Origin of the sequence: Streptomyces sp. NPDC059080 (assembly GCF_042739975.1) — a bacterium.
Taxonomy (GTDB): domain Bacteria; phylum Actinomycetota; class Actinomycetes; order Streptomycetales; family Streptomycetaceae; genus Streptomyces; species Streptomyces benahoarensis.
In genome coordinates this window covers 1-16765 of the sequence record NZ_JBHYGX010000053.1, presented here as the reverse complement: position 1 = coordinate 16765, position 16765 = coordinate 1, and the positions used below count along the sequence as shown (strand labels likewise).

The 16765-nt window shown below is 73.4% G+C and carries 10 protein-coding genes; 8 read left to right on the top strand and 2 right to left on the bottom strand.

The genetic code is table 11. The features are described 5' to 3' along the window. The first annotated feature begins 157 nt into the window (after positions 1 to 157). The 4 genes from ACFWWQ_RS27175 to glgB all read left to right on the top strand — a co-directional run bounded on the left by ACFWWQ_RS27175 (position 158) and on the right by glgB (position 8154). Positions 158 to 2158: an alpha-1,4-glucan--maltose-1-phosphate maltosyltransferase gene (locus ACFWWQ_RS27175; RefSeq protein WP_384601335.1), complete on the top strand. Its 2001-nt coding sequence runs from the start codon at positions 158 to 160 to the stop codon at positions 2156 to 2158. Then, the gene (gene treS / locus ACFWWQ_RS27170; protein WP_384601332.1) at positions 2155 to 3873 is read left to right on the top strand and encodes a maltose alpha-D-glucosyltransferase; all 1719 of its coding nucleotides are present in this window, start codon (positions 2155 to 2157) and stop codon (positions 3871 to 3873) included. Before ACFWWQ_RS27175 ends, treS begins: the two co-directional genes overlap by 4 nt. A gap of 300 nt (positions 3874 to 4173) precedes the next feature. Further along, entirely contained in the window at positions 4174 to 5622 is a 1449-nt protein-coding gene (locus ACFWWQ_RS27165) for a maltokinase (RefSeq protein ID WP_384601329.1), read from the top strand. A gap of 189 nt (positions 5623 to 5811) precedes the next feature. Beyond that, a complete protein-coding gene (gene glgB / locus ACFWWQ_RS27160; protein ID WP_384601326.1) occupies positions 5812 to 8154 on the top strand; it encodes a 1,4-alpha-glucan branching enzyme in 2343 nt (780 codons plus the stop codon). Between the two features lie 35 nt (positions 8155 to 8189). Here the strand turns inward: glgB and ACFWWQ_RS27155 are convergent, their stop codons facing one another. After that, on the bottom strand, positions 8190 to 8696 hold the full coding sequence (locus tag ACFWWQ_RS27155) for a DUF4259 domain-containing protein (protein ID WP_384601323.1): 507 nt from the start codon (positions 8694 to 8696) through the stop codon (positions 8190 to 8192). A gap of 346 nt (positions 8697 to 9042) precedes the next feature. Further along, entirely contained in the window at positions 9043 to 10440 is a 1398-nt protein-coding gene (locus tag ACFWWQ_RS27150) for a cation:dicarboxylate symporter family transporter (RefSeq protein ID WP_384601320.1), read from the bottom strand. A 140-nt stretch (positions 10441 to 10580) separates the two neighbouring features. Between ACFWWQ_RS27150 and ACFWWQ_RS27145 the strand changes: the two genes are divergently transcribed. From ACFWWQ_RS27145 to ACFWWQ_RS27130, 4 genes are all read left to right on the top strand, one after another. Beyond that, positions 10581 to 12275, top strand: coding sequence for an ATP-binding protein (locus ACFWWQ_RS27145; protein WP_384601317.1), 1695 nt, complete (start codon positions 10581 to 10583; stop codon positions 12273 to 12275). After that, positions 12272 to 12955, top strand: coding sequence for a response regulator (locus tag ACFWWQ_RS27140; protein WP_384601314.1), 684 nt, complete (start codon positions 12272 to 12274; stop codon positions 12953 to 12955). Before ACFWWQ_RS27145 ends, ACFWWQ_RS27140 begins: the two co-directional genes overlap by 4 nt. A gap of 370 nt (positions 12956 to 13325) precedes the next feature. Continuing rightward, positions 13326 to 14069, top strand: coding sequence for an ABC transporter ATP-binding protein (locus ACFWWQ_RS27135; protein WP_384601384.1), 744 nt, complete (start codon positions 13326 to 13328; stop codon positions 14067 to 14069). 65 nt (positions 14070 to 14134) lie between these two features. Then, entirely contained in the window at positions 14135 to 16675 is a 2541-nt protein-coding gene (locus ACFWWQ_RS27130) for an ABC transporter permease (protein ID WP_384601312.1), read from the top strand. The last annotated feature ends 90 nt before the right edge of the window (positions 16676 to 16765 follow it).

Below are 16765 nucleotides of genomic sequence, written 5' to 3'. Positions count from 1 at the left end.
ACCCCACCCTCCCGGCGCCCGGCCGCGGACCGCGGCGCCGCCCGGCCGCCAACCGGGTGAAGGCGGCAGGCCCCCCGCTCCTCGCACACGGACTCCCCCAGCGGAACGGATAGAAAGGAGAAACTCCGGCAAAACCTGACGATTCTCTGGTGGGCCCATGATCGGTCGCATCCCTGTCCTGGACATCCGCCCCCGCCTCGACGACGGCCGCCCCGCGAAGGCGGTGACGGGCGAGACCTTCGACGTCTCGGCCACCGTCTTCCGCGAGGGCCACGGCGCCGTCGCCGCCAATGTCGTGCTGACCGGTCCCGCGGGCCGCACCGGCCCCTGGACCCCGATGGCCGAACTCCGCCCGGGCACCGACTGGTTCACCGCCGAGGTCACCCCGGACGCCGAGGGCCGCTGGACGTACACCGTCGAGGCGTGGGCCGACCCGGTCACCACCTGGCGCCGCGCCGCCGCCGTGAAGATCCCCGCCGGGCTCGACACCGAACTCACCCTCCGCGAAGGCGCCGACCTGCTGGCCCGCGCCGCCGACGGTGTCCCCAAGGACGCCGGACGCGAGGCGGTGCTCGCCGCCGCCGACGCGCTGCGCGACACCGCCGCGCCGCCCGCCGCCCGCCTCGCCGCCGCGACCGCCCCCGCCGTCACCGACGCGCTCGCCCGCCACCCGCTGCGCGAGCTGCTCACCGTCGCCGCCCCGCTGCCGCTCCTCGTCGAGCGCCGCCGCGCGCTGTACGGCTCGTGGTACGAGCTGTTCCCCCGCTCCGAGGGCGCCACCGCGCGGCCGGACGGCACCCTCGTCGGCGGCACCCTGCGCACCGCCGCCGAACGGCTCCCGGCCGTCGCCGCGATGGGCTTCGACGTGGTCTACCTCCCGCCCGTCCACCCCATCGGCACCACCCACCGCAAGGGCCCCAACAACTCCCTGACCGCCGGACCGCACGACGTGGGCTCCCCGTGGGCCATCGGTTCCGCCGACGGCGGCCATGACGCGCTCCACCCGGACCTCGGCACCTTCGACGACTTCGACCACTTCGTCCGTACCGCCCGCGATCTGCGGATGGAGGTCGCGCTCGACTTCGCGCTCCAGTGCTCGCCCGACCACCCGTGGGTCACCCGCCATCCCGAGTGGTTCCGGCGCCGCGCCGACGGCTCCCTCGCCTGCGCGGAGAACCCGCCGAAGACGTACCAGGACATCCATCCGCTCGACTTCGACAACGATTTCCGGGGGCTGGTCCGCGAGACCGAGCGGCTGCTGCGCTTCTGGATGGACCGGGGCGTGCGGATCTTCCGGGTCGACAATCCGCACACCAAGCCGGTGCACTTCTGGGAGACGGTGATCGGCGCGGTGGGCCGCACCGATCCGGATGTCCTCTTCCTGGCCGAGGCGTTCACCCGCCCCGCGATGGTCCACGCCCTCGCCCGCGCCGGGTTCCAGCAGTCGTACACGTACTTCACCTGGCGGAACACCAAACAGGAGCTGACCCGCTACCTCACCGAGCTGGCCGGTGAGGGCGCCGCGTATCTGCGGCCCAATCTCTTCGTCAACACCCCGGACATCCTGCACGGCTACCTCCAAGGAGGCGGGCGCCCCGCCTTCGCCGTCCGCGCGGTGCTGGCCGCCACCCTCTCCCCCACCTGGGGCGTCTATGCGGGCTACGAGCTGTGCGAGGCGGAGCCCGCGGAGCCGGACAGCGAGGAGTATCTGCACTCGGAGAAGTACCAACTGCGGCCCCGCGACTGGGCGGCCGCGGCCCGGAGCGGAAAGAGCCTCGCCCCGCTGCTCACCACCCTCAACCGCGTCCGCCGCCGCCATCCGGCCCTTCAGCAACTGCGGCGGCTGCAATTCCATCCCACCGACAACGACGCGGTCCTCGCCTATTCCAAACGCGCGGGCCACGGCCGCGGCGCCGATACCGTCCTGACCGTGGTGAACCTTGATCCGCACCACACCCAGGAGGCCACGGTCTCGTTGGACATCCCGGAACTCGGCCTCGGCCGGGACGATTCCTTCCCGGTGCGCGACGAGCTCACCGGCGACACCTACCACTGGGGCAGGGACAACTATGTACGGCTCGATCCGGGCCAGTCGCCCGCACCCGCGCACGTACTGTCCCTGCGACCGTCCTCACCGATCGGAGGGTCACCCAATTGATCGTCAATGAGCCCGTGCATGACACGTTCGAGGACACGCCGGAAAAGGACCGTGATCCGGACTGGTTCAAACGCGCCGTCTTCTACGAGGTCCTGGTCCGCTCCTTCCAGGACAGCAACGGAGACGGCGTCGGCGACCTCAAGGGCCTCACCTCACGGCTCGATTATCTGCAATGGCTGGGCGTGGACTGCCTCTGGCTCCCGCCGTTCTTCAAGTCCCCCCTGCGGGACGGCGGTTACGACGTCGCCGACTACACCGCGGTCCTCGACGAATTCGGCGACCTCGCCGATTTCGTGGAATTCGTCGACGCCGCCCACCAGCGCGGTATGCGGATCATCATCGACATGGTGATGAACCACACCAGCGACCAGCACCCGTGGTTCCAGTCCTCCCGAACCGACCCCGAGGGGCCGTACGGCGACTACTACGTCTGGGCTGACGACGACAAGCAGTACGCCGACGCGCGGATCATCTTCGTCGACACCGAGGCGTCCAACTGGACCTTCGACCCGGTGCGCAAGCAGTACTACTGGCACCGCTTCTTCTCCCACCAGCCGGACCTCAACTACGAGAACCCGGCGGTCCAGGAGGAGATGATCTCCGCGCTGCGGTTCTGGCTCGACCTGGGCATCGACGGCTTCCGGCTGGACGCGGTGCCGTACCTCTACGCCGAGGAGGGCACCAACTGCGAGAACCTGCCGCGCTCGCACGCGTTCCTCCGGCGGGTCCGCGCCGAGATCGACGCGCACCACCCGGACACCGTACTGCTGGCCGAGGCCAATCAGTGGCCCGAGGACGTCGTCGACTACTTCGGTGATTACGCGACCGGCGGCGACGAATGCCACATGGCGTTCCACTTCCCCGTCATGCCGCGTATCTTCATGGCGGTACGCCGCGAATCGCGCTATCCGGTATCGGAAATCCTCGCCAAGACCCCGGCGATTCCGTCCGGCTGCCAGTGGGGCATCTTCCTCCGTAACCACGACGAGCTGACCCTCGAAATGGTGACCGACGAAGAGCGCGACTACATGTACGCGGAGTACGCCAAGGACCCGCGCATGCGGGCCAATATCGGCATCCGCCGCCGCCTCGCCCCGCTACTCGACAACGACCGCAAGCAGATCGAACTCTTCACCGCCCTGCTGCTCTCCCTGCCGGGCTCGCCGATTCTCTATTACGGCGACGAGATCGGCATGGGGGACAACATCTGGCTCGGTGACCGCGATGCGGTACGCACCCCGATGCAGTGGACCCCGGACCGCAATGCCGGATTCTCCTCCTGCGATCCCGGGCGGCTCACCCTGCCGACCATCATGGATCCGGTCCACGGTTATCAGGTCACCAATGTCGAGGCGGCGATGAGTTCCCCGTCGTCGCTGCTGCACTGGACCCGCCGGATGATCGAGATCCGGAAACAGAATCCGGCTTTCGGGCTCGGCAGTTACACCGAACTCCCCTCCAGCAATCCGGCGGTCCTCGCCTTTCTTCGGGCCGCGCCCGGCGAGGGCGGCGCGGACGACGATCTCGTCCTGTGCGTGCACAACTTCTCGCGCTTCGCCCAGCCGACGGAGCTGGATCTGACGGAATTCGACGGACGCCATCCGATGGAACTGATCGGCGGGGTGCATTTCCCGCCGATCGGCCAGCTGCCGTATCTGCTGACGCTGGCGGGCCACGGCTTCTACTGGTTCCGGCTGCGCCGCAACGCCGTCTGACACGGGGCGGGCCCGCCGCCCGCCCGGTCCGCGGGCCGCCCTCCGCCCGTACGCCGGCCTGCGCGGACGGGCGGAGGGCTGTCCGGGGGCGGGCGGGTGCGGCTGCGCGGCAGGTCCGGCCGCCTGACCGCACCGGACGCCCGGCCGCTCCGGCCTCAGGCGGGCCGGCCCGCGCCGTGAGGGCGTCCGGCCCCCCGGACTCCGTCCGGGGGTACGCTCCCCGCGCCGCCGCACGGAGAACGCCGCATTCCGGGACACTTTGCGCATCCTGTCGAGTGCCCCGGGAAAGGACGCGCCCCCATGCCGGACCCCGCCTCGACCGGTGCTCCGCCCAGATCCGGCGGGCCCCCGCTCGCCGCCGCGCCCGATCTGCTCTCCTCGCTCGCGCCGCTCCTCGCGGACTGGCTGCCCGGCCGCCGGTGGTTCGCCGGGCACGGGCGGCTGATCACCGGCTTCACCCTGCTCTCCGCGACCGAGCTGCTGCCCGGCGCCGCTGCCGGCGGACCGCCCGGCCTGCTCCATCTGCTGGTCCGCGTGGAGCAGGCGACGGCCCCGGCGGCCGGTGCGCCGCCCGGCGGTGACTGCTACCAGCTGCTGCTGGGCGTGGGCCGGGAGCTGCCGCCGCGACTGGCGCCCGCGCTGATCGGCCGCCCCGCAGGCGGCCCGCTGCGCGGCCATGCCGTCCATGACGCGCTGCTCGACGGGCGGCTGTGCGGGCTGCTGCTGGAGCGGCTGCGGCTGCCGGGCCGCACCGGGGCGCTCGACTTCCACCGCGAGGCGGGCGCGGAGATCCCGCCCCGTCTGCCCGGCCGCCCGCTCGCCGCGGAGCAGTCCCACACCTCCCTCGTCTACGGCGAGACGCTGATCCTGAAGGTCTTCCGCCAGGTCACGCCGGGCCTCAACCCGGATCTGGAGCTGCCGCGCGCGCTGGCCGGTGCGGGGTGCCCGCGGGTGCCCGCGCCCGTCGCGTGGTTCGAGGCCCGCCCGCCGGAGCACGGTGCCGAGCCGACGACGCTGGGCGTGCTCCAGCCCTATCTGCCAGGCTGCGCCGACGGCTGGCAGCTGGCGCTGGCGGCGCTGGCCGGGCGCGCCGACTTCACCGCTCCGGCGCGGGCCCTGGGCCGCGCCACCGCGGAGGTGCACACCGCGCTCGCCCGGGCGCTGCCCACGGCCGCGCTGCGCCGTCCGCAGCTGGAGTCCATCGTGGCGGGAATGCGCGCCCGGCTGGAGAGCACCGCCCGCGCGGTGCCCGGCCTGCGGCCGTACCGCGCCGGGCTGCGCACCGCGTTCGACGCGCTCGCCGCCGCCGGGCGGAACGGCGGCAGCTGGGCGGCGCAGCGCATCCACGGCGATCTGCACCTGGGCCAGACGCTCCGCCCGGCCCGGGGCCCCGGCCGCTGGTCCCTGATCGACTTCGAGGGGGAACCGGCCCGCCCGCTGGCCGAACGGCGCCGCCCGCAGCCCCCGGTCCGCGATGTCGCCGCGATGCTCCGCTCCTTCGACTACGCGGCCCGCAGCGGCCCCTCGGGCGGCGACGCCTGGTCCCTGGAGTGGGCGCGCCGCACCCGGGAGGCGTACTGCCGCGGCTACGCGGAGGGCGGCGGCCCCGACCCCTGCGCGGCACCGGAACTGATGCGCGCGTACGAGACCGACAAGGCCGTCTACGAAGTGCTCTACGAGGCCCGGCACCGGCCCGACTGGCTGCCGGTACCGATGGCGGCGGTGCGGCGGCTGGCCGACGGGGGGTGAGGGGCCGGGCGTGTGCCGCCGGGGCGCCTCGCCGCGGCTGCGGGGCGCCTCGCCGCGGCTGCGGAGCGCCTTCGGTGCGCCGGTGCCGTCGCCTCCCGTGGGTGTCGCCCCGTCTCGTGCGGCTGCCGCCCGTCTCCGCCCGACCGTTCCGTCCGCCGACCGTCCGTCGCCCCGCCCAGGAGGCCGCCCATGACCGTCCGTCCGCCGTCCCGCCGCCGCACCGCCGCACCGCCGACCGCCGACCGGGAGGCGGCCGAGCCGGGCGAGCCGACCGACCTGGCGGAGCCTGCGGCCCCGGCCGAGGCCGCCGCCGCGCCGGGTGCTGCCGACGTCCCGGAGGTGCGCCCGGCGGACCCCCTCCCCGACGAGGAACGTGCCCGCCTGCTGGCCGGTGCGCACCACGATCCGCACGCCGTGCTCGGGGCGCGGCCGGTGCCCGGCGGGGTGCTCTTCCGGGTGCTGCGGCCGCACGCCCGGGAGGTCTCGGTCGTCGCCGGGGGGCGGTGCGCGGTCCTGCGGCCCGAGGGGGACGGACTGTTCGCCGGGGTGCTGCCGCTGCGCGCCGTCCCCGGGTACGAACTGCGGGTGGCGTACCCGGACACGACCCTGACGGTCCGCGATCCGTACGGCTTCCTCCCGGCGCTGGGCGAACCGGATCTGCGGCTGCTGGGCGAGGGGCGGCACGAGCAGCTCTGGCAGGCGCTCGGTGCCCGCGTCCTGACGCATCAGGGCGTCACCGGCACCCGCTTCACCGTCTGGGCCCCGAACGCGCGCGGGGTGCGGATCCTCGGGGACTTCAACCACTGGGACGGCACCGCCTTCCCGATGCGGTCGCTGGGCGCCTCGGGGGTGTGGGAGCTGTTCCTGCCCGGCGTCGGCGCGGGTGAGCTGTACAAGTTCGAGATCGCCCGGCCGGACGGCTCGCACACCGTACGCGCCGACCCGATGGCCCGGCGCACGGAGTGCCCGCCGGCCAACGCCTCGGTCGTCGACGTCTCGCACCACGAGTGGCGGGACGGCGCCTGGATGGCCGCGCGGGGCGCCCGGCCGCCGCACACCGCGCCGTTCTCCGTCTACGAGGTGCATCTGCCCTCCTGGCGGCCGGGCCTGACCTACCGGCAGCTCGCCGCGCAGCTGCCCGCGTACGTACAGGATCTCGGCTTCACGCATGTGGAGTTCATGCCACCGGCCGAGCATCCCTTCGGCGGCTCCTGGGGCTACCAGGTCACCGGCTACTACGCGCCGACCGCGCGGATGGGCACCCCGGACGACTTCCGGTGTCTGGTCGACGCGCTGCACCGGGCCGGGATCGGGGTGCTGATCGACTGGGTGCCCGCGCATTTTCCGCGCGACGACTGGGCGCTGGCGGAGTTCGACGGGCGGCCGCTGTACGAGCATCCGGATCCGGCGCGGGCCGCGCACCCGGACTGGGGGACGCTGGAGTTCGACTACGGGCGGGCCGAGGTCCGCAACTTCCTCGTCGCCAACGCGGTGTACTGGTGCGAGGAGTTCCACATCGACGGGCTACGGGTGGACGCCGTGGCGTCGATGCTCTACCTCGACTACTCGCGGCCGGCGGGCGCCTGGACGCCCAACGCGCATGGCGGGCGGGAGAATCCGGAAGCCGTCGCCTTCCTCCAGGAGATGAACGCGACCGTGTACCGCCGCTGCCCCGGGGTGGTCACCGTCGCCGAGGAGTCCACCGCCTGGGACGGCGTCACCCGCGCCACCCATGAGCCGGGCACGGGCGGCCTCGGCGGGCTGGGTTTCGGGCTGAAGTGGAACATGGGCTGGATGCACGACTCCCTCCGGTACGTCGCCAAGGAGCCGGTGCACCGCCGGTACCACCACGGCGAGATGGCCTTCTCCATGGTCTACGCGTACTCCGAGAACTATCTGCTGCCGATCTCGCACGACGAGGTGGTGCACGGCAAGCGGTCCCTGGTGTCGAAGATGCCGGGCGACTGGTGGCAGCAGCGCGCCACCCACCGCGCCTACCTCGGCCACATGTGGGCCCACCCGGGCAAGCAACTCCTCTTCATGGGCCAGGAGTTCGCCCAGGGCGCGGAGTGGGCGGAGCGCCACGGCCCGGACTGGTGGCTGCTGGACCCGTCGTACGCGGCGGAGCCGGACCACCGCGGGGTGCGGGATCTGGTGCGCGATCTGAACCGCGGCTACGGGGCGGCGCCCGCGCTGTGGGAGCGGGACACCGACCCGGCGGGCTTCGCATGGGTGGACGCGGACGCCGCCGAGGACAACGTCTTCGCCTTTCTGCGCTTCGCCGCCGACGGCTCCCCACTGCTGTCCGTGACCCACTACTCCCCCGTGGTCCGCCCCGGCTACCGGCTCGGCGTCCCGGGCACCGTGGCCGCCTGGCGTGAGGTGCTGAACACCGATGCCGCGCGCTACGGCGGCGGCGGTGTCGAGAACCCCGGCGCGCTGACGCCGGAGCCGCTGCCCGCGCACGGCCGGGAGACCTCGCTCACCGTCACCCTGCCGCCCCTGGCCACGCTCTGGCTGCGCCCGGCCTGACCGGAGCGGCAGGCGGGTGGCCGCCCCGCCCGCCCTCAGACCCGCTGGGCGGCCGGTCCGAGCGCGGCCCGCAGCCCGGCGACCGAGGCCCGCCACTGCGGCCCGGAGTCCGACTCGTCCCACAGCTCGGCGAGTTCGGAATCGGGGGCGAGCACCCGGTCCAGGGCTCGGACGGCCAGACCGGTCAGCTCGGGCGGCGGCTGCGGTATGACACAGCGCGGCACGGACACCGCCACACCCCCGCACACAACGGACCCGGCCACGCCGACCGCGCCCGCACCGGCCGCCTCCGCGCCGGTCCCGGCCGCACCGCCCCTCTCCGTACCGGCCGCACCGCCCGGCCGGGCCGCCGCCAGCAGCGCGGCCGCGGCCACCGCCGTCTCGCCCTCCGGTGCGTCCAGGTACCAGCGCTCCTCGACGGCGTCGGCCAGTGCCGTGCGTACCGCGAAGAGGCGGCGGTTCGCCGGCAGCGCGCCCAGTCGCACCACGAGGTCCGCCGCGGCGTCGCCGCCGCCGAACGGACCCGTCCCCCATGTGCCCATGTCCCGCTCCTCGTTCGCCGGCGGCCGGTGCACCACCGGCCGCTGTCATCCCGTCCTCTGCATGGTGCCGCACACCACTGACAACGGCCGTCCGGCGAGGGCGGGGAACAGGGCCCGACACGGCGTATCCGCAGGTGAGGCGGGGAAAGCGGAGGGGCGGGCACCCGAAGGTACCCGCCCCGTACGGCGGTGGAACGCGGCGCACCCGGCGCCGTCACCACGCGGCACGAACGGTCCCGAGGAACCGCCGCCATGCGTACGGTCCCGAGGAACCGCCGCCATGCGTACGGTCCCGAGGAACCGCCGCCGCGCGTACGGTCCCGAGGAACCGCCGCCGCGGGTCCGGTCAGACCCCGGCGGGCTCCTTCGCCCCGTCCGCCCGCGGCGCATCATCGGCCGGTGCGGGGGCGCCGTGGTCGTCGTTCAGCGTCGCCTCGTCGAAGGGCAGCTGACCGGCGAGGACCTCGTCCACCCGGGCCTTGTCGATCTCCTTCGTCCAGGTACCGATGAGGACCGTGGCGACGGCGTTGCCGGCGAAGTTGGTGAGCGCCCGCGCCTCGCTCATGAAGCGGTCGATGCCGACGATGAGGCCGACGCCGTCGACCAGTTCGGGGCGGTGCGACTGGAGGCCGCCGGCGAGGGTGGCCAGGCCCGCGCCGGTGACGCCGGCGGCGCCCTTCGACGCGATGATCATGAAGACGAGGAGGGAGATCTGCTGCCCCAGGGCGAGCGGCTTCCCCATCGCCTCGGCGACGAACAGCGCGGACATCGTCAGGTAGATGGCGGTGCCGTCGAGGTTGAAGCTGTAGCCGGTGGGGACGGTGATGCCGACCACGGGCTTGCTGACGCCCAGGTGCTCCATCTTGGCGATCAGCCGCGGCAGCGCCGACTCCGAGGAGGAGGTCGACAGGATCAGCAGGAACTCCCGCGCCAGGTACTTCAGCAGCAGGAAGATGTTCACCCCTGCGAAGAGCCGCAGCAGCGTCCCGAGGACGACGATCACGAAGAGCAGGCACGTGAGGTAGAAGCCGACCATGATGACGGCGAGGGACTTCAGCGCGTCGACGCCGGTCTCGCCGACCACCGCGGCGATGGCGCCGAAGGCACCGACCGGCGCCACCCACATGACCATCGACAGCACGCGGAAGACCAGCTTCTGCAGATGCCCGACGCCGCGCAGCACCGGCTCGCCCGCCTTGCCGAGCGACTGGAGCCCGAAGCCGACCAGCAGCGCGACCAGCAGCGTCTGGAGCACCTCGCCCCCGGTGAACGCGGAGACCAGCGTCGTCGGGATCATGCCGAGCAGGAAGTCGGCGGTGGACTCGCCGCCGCCTCCGGTCTGCGCCTGGCCCGCGTGGCGGACCGTCTCGGTCAGGTGCAGGCCCGAGCCGGGCTCCAGGATGTTGCCGACGACCAGTCCGATGGCGAGGGCGACGGTGGACATCACCATGAAGTAACCGAGGGCGAGACCGCCGACGGCGCCGACCTTGGCCGCCTTGCGGACCGAGCCGATGCCCAGCACGATCGTGCAGAAGATGACCGGCGAGATCATCATCTTGATGAGGTTCACGAACCCGGTGCCGAGCGGCTTCAGCTCGACGGCGACGCCGGGGGCGATGAAGCCGACGGCGATGCCGAGCAGCACCGCCGCGATCACGGCGATGTAGAGGAAATGCGTGCGGTCCCGCTTCTTCGGCGCGTTCTCCTCGGTGGTACCGCCGGACGGCGGCGTCTTTGCAGCCACGGCTGCCTCCTCGCTCTACGGTTGCGCGCGGATCTGCGGCTCGGGCGCAACGAATCCCGGCGACTATGCACCTGGACTGTGGCGTGCGTCACCCTTGCGTGCATTTCGTTCATATAAAAGTGACCGGGCAGACTGTTTGCATGCACCTCGCCCTTCCGCGGACGCCCTCGCGTCTGCGCCGCCCCCGCAGCCTGGCCGGGCAGCTCTTCGCGATGCAGGTCCTGCTGGTGACCGTGGTCGTCGCCGGCTGCGCCGTCTTCGCGTACGCGAGCGCCGGGCGGCAGGCGAAGGAGACCGCGCGGCGGCAGACGACGGCGGTGACGACGGCGGTCGCCGACTCGCCCGCGGTGATCGCCGCCGCCCGCACCGCCGACCCCACAGCGGTGCTCCAGCCGTACGCCGAGCGGCTGCGGCGCGACGCGGGCGTCGACTTCGTCGTCGTCATGGCGCCGGACGGCACCCGCTGGACGCACCCCGAGCCGGACGCGATCGGCCGGACCTACCTCGGGCACACCGGGCGGGCGCTGCACGGCGAGACGTTCACCGAGACGCACCTGGGCGTGCTGGGGCCGTCGGTGCGGGTCATCGCGCCGGTCCGCGACCCCGCGCACGGCGACCGCGTCACCGCGCTGGTCAGCTCCGGCATCACCATCGCCACCATCAGCGAGCAGCTGCGGAATCAGGTGCTGGCGCTACTCGGGGTGGCCGCGGCGGCGCTGGCGCTGGGCGGGCTCGGGACGTACGTCATCAACTCCCGGCTGCGGCGTCACACTCATGGGATGAACGCCGCCGAGCTGAGCCGGATGCACGACTACCACCAGGCGGCGCTGCACGCGGTGCGCGAGGGGCTGCTGATGCTCGACGGGCGGCGGCGGGTCTCGCTGATCAACGACGGCGCCCGGGAACTCCTCGGGGTGACCGACGACGTGGTGGGCCGTCCGGTGGGGGAGCTGGGGCTGCCCGCGCCGCTGGCGAAGGCACTGACCGCACCGGGTCCGCTGATCGACGCACTGCATCTGACGGACGAGCGGGTGCTGGTCGTCAACTCCGCGCCGGTCTCCGGCGGGGAGCACCGCGGCAGCGTCATCACCCTGCGCGACCACACCGAACTCCAGGCGCTCTCCGGCGAGCTGGACTCCGTACGCGGGTTCACGGAGGCGCTGCGGTCGCAGGCGCACGAGGCCGCCAACCGGCTGCACACGGTGGTGTCGCTGATCGAACTGGGCCGCGCCGACGAGGCGGTGGAGTTCGCCACCGCCGAACTGGAGCTGGCGCAGGCGCTGACCGATCAGGTCGTCGGCGCGGTCGCCGAACCGGTGCTGGCCGCCCTGCTGCTGGGCAAGGCGGCGCAGGCCAACGAGCACGGCGCGGAGCTGGTGCTGACCGCCGACAGCCGGATCGACGACGGGCTGCTGCCGCCGGATCTGCCCGCCCGCGACCTGGTGACGGTGCTGGGCAATCTCATCGACAACGCCCTGGACGCGGCGGCGCCGGACGCCACCTCGGGCGCCGCGCCACCGCAGCCCGGCAACCCCGGCGTCCCGGCCGATCCGCCGAAGGTCACCGTCACCGCCCGCTCCGACGGCGGCGAACTGCTGCTGTGCGTGGCGGACAACGGGCCCGGCGTGCCCGAGGAGAGCGCGGCGGAGATCTTCCGCCGCGGCTGGAGCAGCAAACGGCCCGCGGCGGGCGGCCGGGGGCTGGGCCTGGCCCTCGTCCGGCAGGCGGTCCGGCGCAACGGCGGCACCCTCGCCCTCGACCGCGCCCCGGACGGCGGCGCGCGCTTCACGGTACGGCTGCCGCTGCCGGGGACGACGGAGGGTGGTGCCTCATGATGACCACCCCCGGCATCAAGGTCCTCGTCGTCGAGGACGATCCGGTGGCCGCCGCCGCGCACGCGCTGTACGTGGGGCGGGTGCCCGGTTTCACGGTCTCGGGCACCGTGCACTCGGGTGCGGACGCCCGCCGCCACCTCGACCAGCACGCCGTCGATCTGCTGCTGCTCGACCTCTATCTGCCGGACGGGCACGGGCTCCAGCTGATGCGGACGCTGCGCGGCGCCGGGCACGGTGCGGACGTCATCGCGGTCACCTCGGCGCGCGATCTGACGATGGTGCGCGAGGGCGTGTCGCTGGGTGTGGTGCAGTACCTCCTCAAGCCGTTCACGTTCTCGACGCTGCGCGACCGGCTCCAGCGGTACGCCGCGTTCCGCTCCACCGCGGGCGAGGCCAGCGGGCAGGACGAGGTGGACCGCGCCATCGCCGCGCTGCGCAACCCGCGCCCGGCGGCGCTGCCCAAGGGGCTGACCTCCGCGACCCTGCGCGCGGTCACCGACGCGCTGCGCGCCGCCCCCGACGGCCTGTCGGCCACCGAAGCGGGCGCCGGCGTCGGCATCTCCCGGATCACCGCCCGCCGCTACCTGGAGTACCTGGTGGATACGGGCCGGGCGGCCCGCGCCCCGCAGTACGGCCAGGTGGGCCGCCCGGAGCTGCGGTACCGCTGGTCGGAGCGGTAGCGCGGCGACGCGGCCGCGCCAGGGCCGTGGGGCGTGACGCGCGAAAGGCAGGTCCCCTAAGGGCCCAGGTCGTGGGCCGTGACGTGCGAAGGGCACGCCCCCCGGGGGCCCGGGAGCGCCTCAACTCCCATGCCCCGGCAGGCCCGTGGACCGTACGGCACCGGCCGGGCGTCGCCCCGTGGGCGGACCGGCCGTCCCCCTTGAGAGGGACCGGCGGGCCCGGCGTCGGACTTCCGGCCGGTGCCGCTTTCGGTCCCTCGGAGCGACGACCCGGGCGGGTGCCGCGGCCGAGGATGGGAGCACGTTGCCCGTCCCGTTCCCAGGAGTTCCCGTGTCCCCCACGGCTGCCGCCCCCGCACCCACCCTCGCGATGTCCGGTGTCGCCGCCCGCGCGGCCGACCTCAGCAAGATCTACGGCGAGGGCGAGACGAGGGTGGTGGCGCTGGACTCGGTCTCCGTCGAGTTCGGCACCGGCCAGTTCACCGCGATCATGGGCCCGTCCGGCTCCGGCAAGTCGACGCTGATGCACTGCATGGCGGGGCTCGACACCCTGTCGTCCGGTTCGGTCCGCATCGGCGACGTCGAACTGGCGTCGCTCGGCGAGAAGAAGCTGACCCGGCTGCGCCGCGACAAGATCGGCTTCGTCTTCCAGGCGTTCAACCTGCTGCCGACGCTGACCGCCGCCGAGAACATCACCCTCCCGATGGACATCGCGGGCCGCAAGCCCGATCCGCAGTGGATGAACGCCGTCATCGAGACGGTGGGCCTCTCCGGGCGCCTCACCCACCGCCCCAGCCAGCTCTCCGGCGGCCAGCAGCAGCGCGTCGCGGTCGCCCGCGCCCTGGTCGCCCGGCCGGAGATCATCTTCGCGGACGAGCCGACCGGCAACCTCGACTCCCGCTCCGGCGCCGAGATCCTGGGCTTCCTCCAGGAGTCGGTGCGCGCCATGGGCCAGACAATCGTGATGGTCACCCACGACCCGGTCGCCGCGGGGTACGCCGACCGCGTCGTCTTCCTCGCCGACGGCCGCATCGTCGAGGAGCTGCACCGGCCCACCTCGGACGCGGTCCTGGACCGTATGCGGCGCTTCGACAGCCGCGGCCGCACGCAGTGACCCCGGCCCCGCGCCGCACCGCACTGCCACCCCATCCGAGCCTCCGGCCCCAGGACTGACACACCATGCTGCGAACAGCCGTGCGCAATCTCTTTGCGCACAAAGCCCGGCTGATGATGACCGTGCTCGCGGTCCTCCTCGGCGTCGCCTTCGTCTCCGGCACCCTCGTCTTCAGCGACACCGTCGGCAACGCCCTCAAGAACGCCTCCGCCAAGGACCTCGACGACGTCGCCGTCTCCGTCCAGGCCGAGGCGGAGCCCCCGAAGGGCGACGACCGGCGCACCACCGTCCTCACCGACAAGACGGCCGCCGCGGTCCGCGCGGTGCCCGGCGTACGGGCCGTACGGGCCGACATCACCGGCGACGCGGTCCTCGCCGCCAAGGACGGCGAGCCGGTCGGCGAGGCGTGGCAGAACCTCGCCGCCAACTACCAGCCAGGACCGGACGGCAAGGACTCCCGCTACCCGCTGGTCCAAGGCCGCGGCCCGGCCGCCGCGGGCGAGATCGCGATGGCCGAGGCCACCGCCCGCAAGGCCGGCTACCGGATCGGCGACACCGTACGGTTCGCCACCAGCGGCCCCGTGCTGACGAAGAAGCTGGTCGGCATCGTCGCCACCGACGACCCGAAGGTGACCGCCGGCGGTTCGCTGGTGCTGCTCGACACCGCCACCGCGCAGCGGCTCTACCTCCACCCCGGCCAGTACGACGAGCTGGTGGTGTCGGCCGCGCCCGGCGCCGACGAGGCGGCGCTGACCCGTGAGGTCCGCGCGGCCGTGCCCGGCAAGGGGGCGAAGGTCACCAGCGGCACGGCACTCGCCGAGGAGCAGAGCGTGCTGCTCGCCGAGCAGAACAAGGCGCTGACCTCGACGCTGCTGACCTTCGCCGGGATCGCGCTGTTCGTCGGCGTCTTCATCATCGCCAACACCTTCACCATGCTGATCTCCCAGCGCCGCCGCGAGATCGCCCTGCTGCGCGCGGTCGGCGCCTCCCGCCGCCAGGTGGTGCGCTCGGTGCTCATCGAGGCGACGCTGCTGGGCGTGGTGGCCTCCGCTGTCGGCATGGGCCTGGGCATCGGCATCGCCACGGGGATCCGCGCCGTCCTCAACGCCAACGACGCCGGGCTGCCGGACGGGCCGCTCGTCATCAGCCCCGTCACCGTCCTCGCGTCCCTGGCCACCGGCACCGTCGTGACCATCCTGGCCGCGTGGCTGCCGTCCCGCCGGGCGGCGAAGATCGCGCCGGTGGAGGCGCTGAGCACGCTCGACACGCAGGCGGCGCCGCGCAGCCTGGTGTTCCGCAACATCTCCGGCGCCGTCGTCGGCGGCCTCGGCGTGGCCGTGATGCTCTGGGCCTCGACGCTGAAGTCCAGCGACGACCTGCCGATCGCGATGCTCGGCTCCGCGCTCACCATGATCGGCGTGATCGTGCTGGCGCCGCTCCTCTCCCGCCCGCTGGTCTTCCTCACCGGCGCGGTCACCGGCCGTCTCTTCGGTACGGTCGGCAAGCTCGCCAAGGAGAACGCGCTGCGCAACCCGCGCCGGACCGCGGCGACCGGCTCGGCGCTGATGATCGGCCTCACCCTGATCACCGGCATGACCGTCGTCGGCCACTCCGCGCAGTCCGCCATCGACCGGATGACCTCGACCCAGCTGACGGCCGACTACCAGATCACCACGTCCACGTACTCCGGCCTCGACCCGAAGCTGTCCGCGAAGACGGCGCAGGTCCCCGGCGTGACCGCGGTGGCGCCGCTGCGCAACTCCGCCTTCCTCCTCGGCGAGGACGCGGTGAACCTCAACGGCACCGACCTCCGCACGATCGGCCGGGTCACGGACCTCAAGGTGGTCCAGGGCTCGCTCGGCGCGGTGCACGGGGACGCCGTCGCGCTGGCGAAGAGCGTCGCCGACAAGGCCGGCAAGCACACCGGCCAGACCATCGACGTCCGCCTCTTCGGCGACAGGAAGCGCCACCTGACGGTCGCCGCCGTGTACGAGGACAACGAGATCGCCGGTGGCGCCCTCTCCGACCTGCCCCTGGTCGCCACCCTGACGGAGCGCCCGAAGGACGACTCGCTGCTGGTCAAGACCGCGCACGGCGCCTCCGCCGCGACGGCCGCGCAGCTGCGGGCCGCCTTCGGCGACAACCCGTTGGTGAAGGTCCAGGACCACGAGGACCTGCGCCGGGAGAACGCCGGCCAGATCGGGATGCTGGTCAACATGGTCTACGGCCTGCTGGGCATGGCCGTCGTCATCGCGGTGGTCGGCGTGATCAACACCCTGGCGATGTCGGTCTTCGAACGGACCCGGGAGATCGGGATGCTGCGCGCCATCGGTCTGGCGCGGGCCGGGATCAAGCGGATGGTCCGGCTGGAGTCGGTCGTCATCTCGCTCTTCGGCGCGGTGCTCGGCATCGGCGTGGGCCTGTTCCTCTCCTGGGCCGGCGGCTCGATGCTCGCCTCGTCCTGGAAGCTCTACGAGACGCTGCTGCCGTGGGGACGGCTGGCGCTGTTCGTGGCGATCGCCCTGGCGGTGGGCATGCTGGCCGCCGTCTGGCCGGCCCGCCGCGCGGCGAAGCTGAACATGCTGGAGGCCATCGGCGCCCAGTGACCGCCGGACACGACAGCGGCGGGGGGGGGCGCCCCCCCCCCCGGGGGGGCGGCCCCCGCGGGGGGGCGGGGGGGCCGCGGGAGCGGCCGG

Excerpts from the sequence above, each read along its gene's own strand:
- ACFWWQ_RS27175 (WP_384601335.1), top strand. The coding sequence starts at position 158 with ATGATCGGTCGCATCCCTGTCCTGGACATCCGCCCCCGCCTCGACGAC.
- ACFWWQ_RS27165 (WP_384601329.1), top strand. The coding sequence starts at position 4,174 with ATGCCGGACCCCGCCTCGACCGGTGCTCCGCCCAGATCCGGCGGGCCC.
- glgB (WP_384601326.1), top strand. The coding sequence starts at position 5,812 with ATGACCGTCCGTCCGCCGTCCCGCCGCCGCACCGCCGCACCGCCGACC.
- ACFWWQ_RS27155 (WP_384601323.1), bottom strand. The coding sequence starts at position 8,696 with ATGGGCACATGGGGGACGGGTCCGTTCGGCGGCGGCGACGCCGCGGCG.
- ACFWWQ_RS27145 (WP_384601317.1), top strand. The coding sequence starts at position 10,581 with ATGCACCTCGCCCTTCCGCGGACGCCCTCGCGTCTGCGCCGCCCCCGC.
- ACFWWQ_RS27140 (WP_384601314.1), top strand. The coding sequence starts at position 12,272 with ATGATGACCACCCCCGGCATCAAGGTCCTCGTCGTCGAGGACGATCCG.
- ACFWWQ_RS27135 (WP_384601384.1), top strand. The coding sequence starts at position 13,326 with ATGTCCGGTGTCGCCGCCCGCGCGGCCGACCTCAGCAAGATCTACGGC.
- ACFWWQ_RS27130 (WP_384601312.1), top strand. The coding sequence starts at position 14,135 with ATGCTGCGAACAGCCGTGCGCAATCTCTTTGCGCACAAAGCCCGGCTG.